Raw genomic sequence first — 9634 nt, 5'->3', positions numbered from 1 at the left:
AAAAGAATCTATTCTCATCAGGATAAAATTATGCGACTAAAATATTGACAGCTTCTACTTTGACAATTTCAGGAACTGCCCTTTTGATTGCTTCTTCAACACCGGCTTTCAGTGTCATGGTTGACATAGGGCAGGAACTGCAAGATCCTGTCAGTTCTAATCTTAAAATAAAATCATCGGTCACTTCCACTACTCTTACATTTCCACCATCTGCCTCTAAATAAGGCCTGATGCTATCCAATGCGGCTTCAATTCTTTCACTTAAGGGGAAACTCATTTATCTTATCAATTTACTTGTACAATTTCAGTTTTATTTTTTTCAGCATTTCTGATTGCGATTTGTCTTGCGACTGCTTCTGCCAATGCTGAAAATGCTTTTTCGGTAATTCCTGATTTCAAAACTGCAGGAAAGCCGGAATCACCGCTTTCCCTAATACTCTGCACTATCGGAATCTCTCCCAAAAGAGGGACATCAAACCTTTCTGCAAGTCTTTTTCCTCCTTCTTTTCCGAACAAATAATATTTATTTTCCGGCAATTCTTCTGGCGAAAAATAAGCCATATTTTCCACAACACCTAAGATGGGAACATTTATTTGGGGTTGTCTAAACATGGTCAATCCTTTAGTAGCATCTCCCAAAGCCACTTTTTGAGGAGTGGTAACAATTACTACACCTGTCACAGGTACTGTTTGAACCATGGTCAGGTGTATATCAGAAGTGCCTGGAGGCAGGTCTATCAGAAGGTAATCTAATTCCCCCCACTCGACGTCTCCTATAAATTGTTTCAAGGCAGAACTTGCCATCGGTCCTCTCCATACCACAGCAGAGTCTGCAGGAGTCAAAAAGCCTATCGACATCAATTTAACTCCGTATTGCTCTATTGGTATGATGATGTTTTTTCCATCCAATTGCTTTACAGATGGTTGCTCTGCCTCTACGTTAAACATTATCGGTATAGATGGACCTGAAATATCAGCGTCAATCAATCCGACTTTTGCCCCCATATTTGCCAATGCCACCGCGAGGTTGGAGGCTGTTGTGGACTTTCCAACACCACCTTTTCCTGATGCTATGGCAATGATATTTTTGACCTGGGGAAGCAGAGGAGCATTTGCCCTACTGCTCGTTACATTAGAGCTCATGTGAATATGAAGATCAATTTCATTTCCAAATGTCTCCTTCAAGACTTCTATGCAATTATTCTTAATGACTTCTTTGAGCGGACAGGCAGGAGTGGTAAGTACAACTTTAAAACTGATTTTTTTTCCTTCTACTTCCAGATTCTGAATCATCCCAAGAGTGACCAAATCTTTTTTCAAATCAGGATCCTGAACCTTGGAAAGTGCTTTAAGAATGTCGTTTTTTTCTATTTTCATTTTTAAATGAGGTAAAACCGACTGCAAAATAGGCTATAATTATAGCAATTGAAAAACCTATGTAATACATCAAGCATGAAATATTTCAAAATAATTAACTTTCTTCCCTAGCAATAAGTTTCGTATTGCATCCGTCCTGTTTTTGATGGAATACTTTTTATCTTTGAATCCCAAAATTTAGGAAAAGTGATCAGCAGAAATACCACAGACAAGGTTAGAGAAAGGGTGGACATCGAGGAGGTGGTCAATGATTATGTACCTTTGAAAAAAAAGGGCCAAAACCTCTGGGCCTGCTGTCCTTTTCACAATGAAAGTACCCCTTCTTTCTCCGTTTCTCCTGCCAAACAGATATATAAATGCTTTGGCTGTGGCAAAGCCGGTGACCCGATCCAATTTGTGATGGATATTGAGGGGATCGGCTTCAATTGGCACAGAAATACGGAATCGAAATTGAGGAGGACAAGCAGATTACCCCTGAGGCTGTTCAGGCTTTTAATGAAAAGGAAAGCCTTTATATCGTCCTGAATTTTGCAAAGGACTTTTTTGTGCAAAACCTCCAAACTGAAGAAGGTAAGGCGATTGGATTAAGTTATTTCAAAGAAAGAGGATTTAATCCCTCAATCATTGAAAAGTTTGATCTTGGATATGCCCTTGATGGTTGGGACCATTTGCTCAAATCTGCAAAACAGGCCGGTCATTCTGAAGAAATTTTACTAAAAGCCGGTTTGATCCTTCAAAAAGAAGGTGAGGCCGAAAGGCTGTATGACCGTTTTAGAGGAAGAGTCACTTTCACCATCCATAATCTCGGAGGGAAACCGATTGGATTTGGCGCAAGGATTCTGACTCAAGACAAAAAGCAGCCCAAATACATCAATTCGCCTGAAACAGAGGTTTATCACAAAAGTGACATCCTCTACGGTATTTTTCAGGCAAAAAAATCAATCAGGGAAAAGGATAATTGTTACCTCGTTGAAGGATATACCGATGTGGTCTCTATGCATCTCGCCGGTATCGAGAATGTCGTTGCTTCCTCAGGCACTTCCCTTACCGAAAATCAGATCAAACTGATCAAAAGATTCACGGACAACATCACGGTACTTTATGATGGTGATGCTGCAGGTATCAAGGCATCTCTCAGAGGGATAGACATGATTTTGGAGGGTGGACTGAATGTAAAAGCCGTGGTTTTTCCTCAGGGAGAAGATCCCGACAGTTATTCCCGAAAAGTAGGTTCTCTTGCATTCAAAGAATACCTGGAGGAAAAAGCGCAGGATTTTATCGCTTTCAAGATCGGTCTTTATGCGGAAGAAGCGGCTAAAGATCCAATCAAACAAGCAGATCTGATCCGTCAAGTAGTCAGCAGTTTGGGGAAAATTCCAGATCCCATTATCAGGTCAGTCTATATCAAGCAGTCTGCAAACCTTCTCGATATAGATGAAGATATCATTCAGACCGAACTGAATAAGATCTTTGTCAAGACTGAAAAGGAAAAATACTTCCGGGAACAAAGGGATTTGGAACAGGAAACCAATTTTGAAGACTTACTTCCGACCAAAGAAACGCCTGCTTCTTCCTCTTCGCTTATTTATATTCAGGAACGGGAGATGATGCGTCTTTTGGTCAGTTACGGTTTTGAAATGGTCTCTGAAGAAACAAGGGTTTGTGAATACCTGCTTCAGGAGACGGCAGAACTCAACTTCGAAACAGCAGTTTTTAATAAAATTCTCACTATCTATAAAAATGCTTTGTCAGAAGGCATATTGCCCCAACCTGAATATTTTTTGAATTTTGGTGACCATGAAGTAAAAAATGAAGTCATTCACCTGATCACGAGGAAGTACGAGCTTTCAACACTTTGGGAAACAAGGTTTCAGATTTTCACACATCACGAAGCAGATGACTTGGCCAAGACTGTTTATGATAATGTTTTGCATTTGAAGAAAAAAGTAATCAAAAAATTGCTGGAAGAAGCAAAACATAAAATCAAAGAAGCTGATGATGAGAAATTGGATATAGAAGTAATTAGCCAAAGGCTAGAAATCTACATGGAACTCAAGAAATTTCAGGTGGAAATCGACAGACAATTAGGAATTGTAGTGAGTTATTGACCAAACTTTAATTGGTCAATTCCTGTTTTGTTATGCAAAGGGTACTAATTTTGCGACCTAATTATTCAGAATCCAAAAATCTACCATGTCAAATTCAATTCAGCTCGATTCCATAGAAGAGGCAATAAAAGCAATAAAAAGTGGGGAAGTTATCATTGTTGTAGATGACGAAGACAGGGAGAACGAAGGGGATTTTATCTGTGCTGCAGAAAAAGTCACCCCCGAAATCATCAATTTTATGGCTACCCATGGCCGTGGACTGATCTGTGCACCGCTTATTGAAGACAGGTGTGAACAATTGGGCTTGCAGCTCATGGTTGGAAATAATACTGCAGCATTTGAAACTCCCTTTACTATATCGGTGGATTTGATAGGCCATGGCTGTACCACGGGTATTTCTGCCAGTGACCGTGCCAAAACCATTCGTGCATTGATTGATGACAGTATTCATCCTGACGAATTGGGAAAGCCGGGACATATATTTCCTTTGAAGGCAAAAAGGGGAGGTGTTCTCAGAAGATCAGGTCATACAGAAGCTGCCATAGACTTTGCAAGATTGGCAGGATTGTCTCCTGCAGGCGTACTCGTCGAAATAATGAATGAAGATGGTACAATGGCAAGATTGCCTGACCTAGTTGAGGTGGCCAAGCGATTCGATCTGAAATTGGTTTCTATTAAAGATTTGATTGCTTACCGGTTAAAAAACGAAAGTCTGATCAAAAGAGAAATTGGGGTAGACCTTCCTACCAAATGGGGTGATTTTGACCTGATAGCATTCAGGCAGACCAATACAGAAGACCTTCACCTTGCTTTGATTAAAGGTTCATGGAATATCGACGAACCCATCATGGTCAGGGTACATTCTTCCTGTATTACAGGCGATATCTTTGGCAGTTGTAGGTGTGATTGTGGCCCCCAGCTTCACAAAGCCATGGAAATGGTCGAAAAAGAAGGTAAGGGCATTGTGCTTTATATGAATCAAGAAGGAAGAGGTATAGGGTTGTTGAATAAACTTAAAGCTTATAAACTTCAGGAACAGGGAATGGATACAGTCCAGGCAAATCTTGCACTCGGACTTCCGATGGATAAAAGAGACTATGGGGTAGGGGCGCAGATTTTGAGGGATTTGGGTGTGAGCAAAATCAGGCTGATTTCCAATAATCCTACCAAAAGAGTAGGACTTCTTGGTTATGGACTTGAGATCATTGAACAAATTCCCATTGAAATAGCACCAAATCCTCATAACGAAAAATACTTGACTACCAAGAGGGATAAGATGGGGCATACCATACTTAAAAATGTCAAATAATGGGAGATTTTGACAGGATGAAATTCGATATTCTGCCTAACAAAACTTAAATTGTATCAACCAATTCAATTTAGTATTCGTTATTCATGTGGACCCAAAACCTGAATGAGATGAGGCACATACAACTTACATTTATCTTCGTGTTTTTATTTAACTTGATTGGAGTGGCCCAAAGCGGTCAATTCCCATCAAATATTTGGCATAAAGGACAGATAACTACTACAAATGGACAGGTATTTCAAGGAAGTTTGAAATACGACTTAGAAAACAACCTAGTCCAGCTTCAAGATAGCGGAATTGAAACTTTCGGTGCTTCCAATGTTGTTCAGTTTGAGATTTTCGATGAGCAATATGGGGGAGTGAGGACTTTCTATTCCTTGCCTTATTCCCTTACAGGAGAATACGAAACCCCCATTTTCTTTGAGATTTTGACAGAAGGGAATAATATCGTCCTTTTGTGCAGGGAATATATCACGACTGACAACAGAGGGATGGGTATGTATTCTCCGATGGCTATGAACCCTATTTGGGGCCCTCCCATGTCCGGTGTTTACAAACTTGCCTTTAACTTTTATTTTCTCAAGGATGGAAAAATCCAAAAATATTCTCAAAAGAAAAAAGAACTTCTGGACATCCTCTATGATAGGTCGGACGAGGTGGAATTGTACATGAGAAAAAACAGGCTTACCCATGACCAGCGTGGTGATTTGCTTCGCATTACAGCATATTACAATCAAATAAAATAATTTTTATGTCAAAAAAACCATTGATCTTGGTTTCCAATGATGACGGGATCACTTCCAAAGGCATCAGGGTATTGGTAAATGTGATGAAAAAACTCGGAGATGTCGTGGTGGTTGCGCCCGACAGTCCGCAATCTGGCATGGGGCACGCCATCACTATCGGAGAAACCCTGAGACTTTACGAAGAAGATATTTTTGAAGACGTGATTGCATATAAGTCCAGCGGGACACCGGCAGATTGTGTGAAACTTGCAAAACACCACGTGATGAAAGACCGCCAACCTGATTTAGTAGTGAGCGGAATCAACCATGGAAGCAATACCTCCATTTCAGTATTGTACTCTGGGACAATGTCAGCAGCTATTGAAGGGGCCTTAGAGGGACTTCCTTCGATCGGATTCAGTTTGTGCGATTATTCTTCCAAAGCTGACTTCAGCCATGTGGAAGAGTACGTTTATAAAATCTCCAAGCAGGTTTTGGACCACGGAATTGCAAAGGGAGTTGCTTTGAATGTCAATTTCCCCCCGAAAAGAAACGAACCTATCCGGGGTGTCAAAGTCTGCCGTCAGGCCCATGCCAAATGGCAGGAGGAATTTTCCGAGAGATTTGATCCTAATGGAAGAAAATACTATTGGATGGCGGGTAATTTTGTGAATTTTGACAAAGGAGAAGACAATGACGAATGGGCAATTGCCAATAACTACGTGTCCATCGTTCCCTGCCAATATGACTTGACCGCCCATCATGCTATCAGTCAGATCAATGAAGAATGGAACTGGGATGAATTGTAAACAAAAGGGAGGATATTTCATCCTCCTTTTTGTTTAGGTACCGTATCAATTTATAACCATTTCGCCAGCATCTTTTCACTTTCTTGCCAAAGTCTATCCCTCATTTTCTTGGAATTGGCCTCTGAGGAGGGTTTTAACGGTTTGCTTTTCTTAAAATAATAGCCATTTTTCAATGAATCTATTTTTGATTTTGCAAGGTAAATCGTTGTCTTTGCACCTTCTTCGGCAGTAATCATAAATGGGGCAGAAAGTTTCCATAAGAATCCAAAAAACCCCGAAGTTTCTTTTCCAAAATTGGTTTTGACAACACCTGGGTGGAGTGCATAGGCCTGTAAACCGGCATCTCCGAATTTGTCCGCCAATGATTTGGTAAATAATATATTGAAGAGCTTCACATTAGCATAAGAAACAAATGAGCTGAATTTTTTATTTGCATAATTTAGATCATCGAAATCCACTTTTGCTGCTCGGTGTGCTTCGGAACTTACATTGATGACCTTTGGTCTAGGTGAAGCCAAAAGCAGAGTCATCAGGTGGTGAGTCAAAAGAAAATGGCCCAAATGATTTGCTGCTAGACCCATTTCAAATCCATCTTTGGTGATTTCCTTGTTTTGAAAAATCCCCCCGGCATTGTTGATCAAAACATCTAAACTTGATGTTTTTTCTCCTATGCTTTTGGCGGCAAGGACCACCGATTCCATATCAGTCAGGTCACAATAAATAAATGTGACTTTTTTTTGATCCTGCGTTGAGAGAGTTTCGATTTGCTTTTTTGCCTTTGAGGCATTTCTTGCTATCAAAAAGATTTCATTAAAATGGGGAGCGAGTTGGGAAAAAGCTACTGCTCCGATTCCGGAAGTGGGTCCTGTAATAGCGAGTTTCATTTGTTTTGGTTTTAGTCTTAAAACACTTTTAGCCACATATGGTTCAAGAAAACTAATTTTCAAAGCCCCCAATTTATGCGTGTGACAAATTAAAAAATTTGTATTTTTAGCCAAGTTATTTTCCACAAAATCACAAAAAAGAAACCTGCGGCATTCAGGAATTCGGTTTGTGTTGGGGACTAGCGAGTTACGAGAAACCTACTTCATTATCGAATAGATTCACCTTTACCAAGTGGAAAATCAGAAACCGTTTATTGACATTGATCAAGTTTTTAAAAGCAAAAATCCCGGGCTTCATAAATGGCTGCCGGGGTTTGTGGTGAATTACGTCAAAAGGGTGGTGCATGAAGATGAAATAAACAAAGTCATGGCCAAAATCGGTCATTTATATGGAATGGAATTCGTCAATGCGCTGATCGGGGAGTTTGGAGTGGAGGTGACGCTTACAGGAGCAGAAAACATACCCATTGACAGACCGGTTATTTTTGCTTCTAACCATCCTTTGGGTGGAATGGACGGGATAGCCTTCATGTATGCTTTGGGAAAATACAGGACAGACCTGAGATTTTTGGTCAATGACATCCTGACCAATATCAAAAACTTTGAGCCCCTTTTTGTTCCGGTCAATAAACTTGGATCCAATAGCAGGGACGTTTCGAAGCTGATTGAAGATACCTATGGTGGTAAGTTTGCTGTTTTGGTTTTTCCTGCCGGATTGGTTTCCCGAAAACAGGAGGTGGGAATCAAAGATCTTGAATGGAAAAAAAGTTTTATAAGCAAATCCAAAAAATATAAAAAGGACATTGTCCCGGTATACATAGAAGGAAGAAATTCAAATTTCTTCTATAACTTCGCCAATCTAAGAAAAAGGATAGGTTTCAAAACCAATATTGAAATGTTTTATCTTCCGGATGAAATGTTTTCCCAAAGAGGTAAAAAAGTAATCATCCATGTAGGAAAACCGATTCCTTACGGTTACTTTGATAAATCAAAAAGTGAAAGCGAATGGGCCGAGGAAGTAAAGCATATTGTTTATAGAATGGCCTAAATTATAGATGTATGCAAGCGCTAATCCCGGCAATTGACAGAGAATTATTAAAAAAGGAACTTACTCCCGAAAGGTTCCTGCGTTATTCTAATAATGGGAACAACTTGATTTATTTGATCAACCACCATAATTCTCCCAACACTTTAAGAGAAATTGGAAGGTTGAGGGAATTGACATTCAGGGCAGCTGGTGGAGGGACTGGACTCTCTCTCGATATTGATGACAATGACATTCTCCCAGACTGTTACCAGCAACTCATCACTTGGAACCCTGAAGATGAAGAGATTGTAGCCGGATATAGGCTTATAAAATGTAGAGAAGCAGGAATAGACAAAGAAGGAAATATCAACCTGTCTACAGCCCATTTATTTTCTTTTTCAGACAAATTCATAGAAGAATATATTCCATCAACTATTGAACTTGGAAGGTCATTTGTTCAGCCTCAGTACCAACCAAGTCTGAATAACAGAAAAGGAATTTTTTCTTTGGACAACCTTTGGGATGGCTTAGGTGCGGTGGTAAAGCTTAATCCTGATATCAAATACCTTTTTGGAAAAGTAACGATGTACCCACATTATAACCGGGAAGCCAGGGATTTTTTGTTGTATTTTATGCACTATTATTTTCCTGACAATGAAAATCTGGTCTCTCCCCATGAGTCTTTGAGGTTGACTTATGAAACAGACGTTTCTGAATTTTCCAAGCAGATCAATGGTCTTGATTATAAGGAAGGATACAAAGTCCTCAATAGCAGGGTAAGGGCTTTAGGGGAGAATATTCCTCCGTTGATCAATACCTATATGAACCTATCCCCGACGATGAAATCTTTTGGCACTGCGATGAATGATGAGTTTGGTGCTGTTGAAGAAACGGGTATTTTGATCACTTTAGAAGACATATATGAGAGTAAAAAACAAAGACATATCGAGACTTTTGAGCGGGATAGGATTTTTGGAAGCAGAGGGTAGGAATTATGAAAAAAACAGTAATCATAGGAGCATCCACAAATCCTTCAAGGTATGCCTACTTGGCTGCAGAGATGCTGTCAGAACGTCAAATTCCGATAGTACCTGTTGGGATCAAAACAGGCGTCGTTTTTGGCAATGAAATTTTGAACATTAGGGAAAAACCCGCAGTGAAGGGTGTTGACACAGTGACACTCTACCTTGGTCCTCAAAACCAAACTGAATGGTATGATTACATCATTTCATTAAAGCCAAAAAGAATCATTTTCAATCCCGGTACAGAGAATCCTGCATTTGAAAAACTTGGCAATGCAAACGGCATAAAAACTATGGAAGGATGTACTCTTGTTTTGTTGAGTACCGGTCAATATTGATTTTTTCTTGTTTCTAAAAAAATGTTCATACACCA

9 protein-coding genes and 1 pseudogene are annotated in these 9634 nt (G+C 39.8%); 7 read left to right on the top strand and 3 right to left on the bottom strand.

The window, feature by feature from the left end:
• Nucleotides 1–28: 28 nt before the first annotated feature.
• A complete protein-coding gene (locus ACZFYI_RS10305; protein WP_462524046.1) occupies nucleotides 29–277 on the bottom strand; it encodes a NifU family protein in 249 nt (82 codons plus the stop codon).
• An 8-nt stretch (nucleotides 278–285) separates the two neighbouring features.
• Complete coding sequence (locus ACZFYI_RS10300) at nucleotides 286–1377, bottom strand: Mrp/NBP35 family ATP-binding protein (RefSeq protein ID WP_462524045.1); 1092 nt, start codon at nucleotides 1375–1377, stop codon at nucleotides 286–288.
• Nucleotides 1378–1563: 186 nt separating this feature from the next.
• Between ACZFYI_RS10300 and dnaG the strand changes: the two are divergent.
• The 4 genes and pseudogenes from dnaG to surE all read left to right on the top strand — a co-directional run bounded on the left by dnaG (nucleotide 1564) and on the right by surE (nucleotide 6328).
• Nucleotides 1564–3485, top strand: a pseudogene (gene dnaG, locus ACZFYI_RS10295) (DNA primase).
• A gap of 85 nt (nucleotides 3486–3570) precedes the next feature.
• Entirely contained in the window at nucleotides 3571–4794 is a 1224-nt protein-coding gene (locus tag ACZFYI_RS10290; protein ID WP_462524044.1) for a bifunctional 3,4-dihydroxy-2-butanone-4-phosphate synthase/GTP cyclohydrolase II, read from the top strand.
• A 110-nt stretch (nucleotides 4795–4904) separates the two neighbouring features.
• Nucleotides 4905–5540: a hypothetical protein gene (locus ACZFYI_RS10285; RefSeq protein ID WP_462524043.1), complete on the top strand. Its 636-nt coding sequence runs from the start codon at nucleotides 4905–4907 to the stop codon at nucleotides 5538–5540.
• A 5-nt stretch (nucleotides 5541–5545) separates the two neighbouring features.
• The gene (surE, locus tag ACZFYI_RS10280; RefSeq protein WP_462524042.1) at nucleotides 5546–6328 is read left to right on the top strand and encodes a 5'/3'-nucleotidase SurE; all 783 of its coding nucleotides are present in this window, start codon (nucleotides 5546–5548) and stop codon (nucleotides 6326–6328) included.
• A gap of 50 nt (nucleotides 6329–6378) precedes the next feature.
• Here surE and ACZFYI_RS10275 read toward each other — a convergent pair whose 3' ends face one another.
• The gene (locus ACZFYI_RS10275; protein WP_462524041.1) at nucleotides 6379–7212 is read right to left on the bottom strand and encodes an SDR family NAD(P)-dependent oxidoreductase; all 834 of its coding nucleotides are present in this window, start codon (nucleotides 7210–7212) and stop codon (nucleotides 6379–6381) included.
• Nucleotides 7213–7444: 232 nt separating this feature from the next.
• Here ACZFYI_RS10275 and ACZFYI_RS10270 point away from each other — a divergent pair, with 232 nt between their 5' ends.
• Genes ACZFYI_RS10270 through ACZFYI_RS10260 form a run of 3 tightly spaced genes read left to right on the top strand, consistent with a single transcriptional unit; the run spans nucleotide 7445 to nucleotide 9599 of the window.
• Nucleotides 7445–8260, top strand: a complete 816-nt coding sequence (locus ACZFYI_RS10270; protein WP_462524040.1) for a 1-acyl-sn-glycerol-3-phosphate acyltransferase — start codon at nucleotides 7445–7447, stop codon at nucleotides 8258–8260.
• Between the two features lie 11 nt (nucleotides 8261–8271).
• Nucleotides 8272–9228 carry a GNAT family N-acetyltransferase gene (locus ACZFYI_RS10265; RefSeq protein WP_462524039.1) on the top strand — a complete coding sequence of 319 codons (957 nt, stop codon included), beginning with the start codon at nucleotides 8272–8274 and terminating at the stop codon, nucleotides 9226–9228.
• A 5-nt stretch (nucleotides 9229–9233) separates the two neighbouring features.
• Nucleotides 9234–9599 carry a CoA-binding protein gene (locus ACZFYI_RS10260; RefSeq protein ID WP_462524038.1) on the top strand — a complete coding sequence of 122 codons (366 nt, stop codon included), beginning with the start codon at nucleotides 9234–9236 and terminating at the stop codon, nucleotides 9597–9599.
• The last annotated feature ends 35 nt before the right edge of the window (nucleotides 9600–9634 follow it).

Source organism: Aquiflexum sp. (assembly GCF_977115555.1).
The sequence above is the reverse complement of the archived record's forward strand: the minus strand, read 5'-3'. Positions and strand labels throughout refer to the sequence as shown.

Excerpts from the sequence above, each read along its gene's own strand:
- ACZFYI_RS10305 (WP_462524046.1), bottom strand. The coding sequence starts at position 277 with ATGAGTTTCCCCTTAAGTGAAAGAATTGAAGCCGCATTGGATAGCATC.
- ACZFYI_RS10300 (WP_462524045.1), bottom strand. The coding sequence starts at position 1,377 with ATGAAAATAGAAAAAAACGACATTCTTAAAGCACTTTCCAAGGTTCAG.
- ACZFYI_RS10290 (WP_462524044.1), top strand. The coding sequence starts at position 3,571 with ATGTCAAATTCAATTCAGCTCGATTCCATAGAAGAGGCAATAAAAGCA.
- ACZFYI_RS10285 (WP_462524043.1), top strand. The coding sequence starts at position 4,905 with ATGAGGCACATACAACTTACATTTATCTTCGTGTTTTTATTTAACTTG.
- surE (WP_462524042.1), top strand. The coding sequence starts at position 5,546 with ATGTCAAAAAAACCATTGATCTTGGTTTCCAATGATGACGGGATCACT.
- ACZFYI_RS10275 (WP_462524041.1), bottom strand. The coding sequence starts at position 7,212 with ATGAAACTCGCTATTACAGGACCCACTTCCGGAATCGGAGCAGTAGCT.
- ACZFYI_RS10265 (WP_462524039.1), top strand. The coding sequence starts at position 8,272 with ATGCAAGCGCTAATCCCGGCAATTGACAGAGAATTATTAAAAAAGGAA.
- ACZFYI_RS10260 (WP_462524038.1), top strand. The coding sequence starts at position 9,234 with ATGAAAAAAACAGTAATCATAGGAGCATCCACAAATCCTTCAAGGTAT.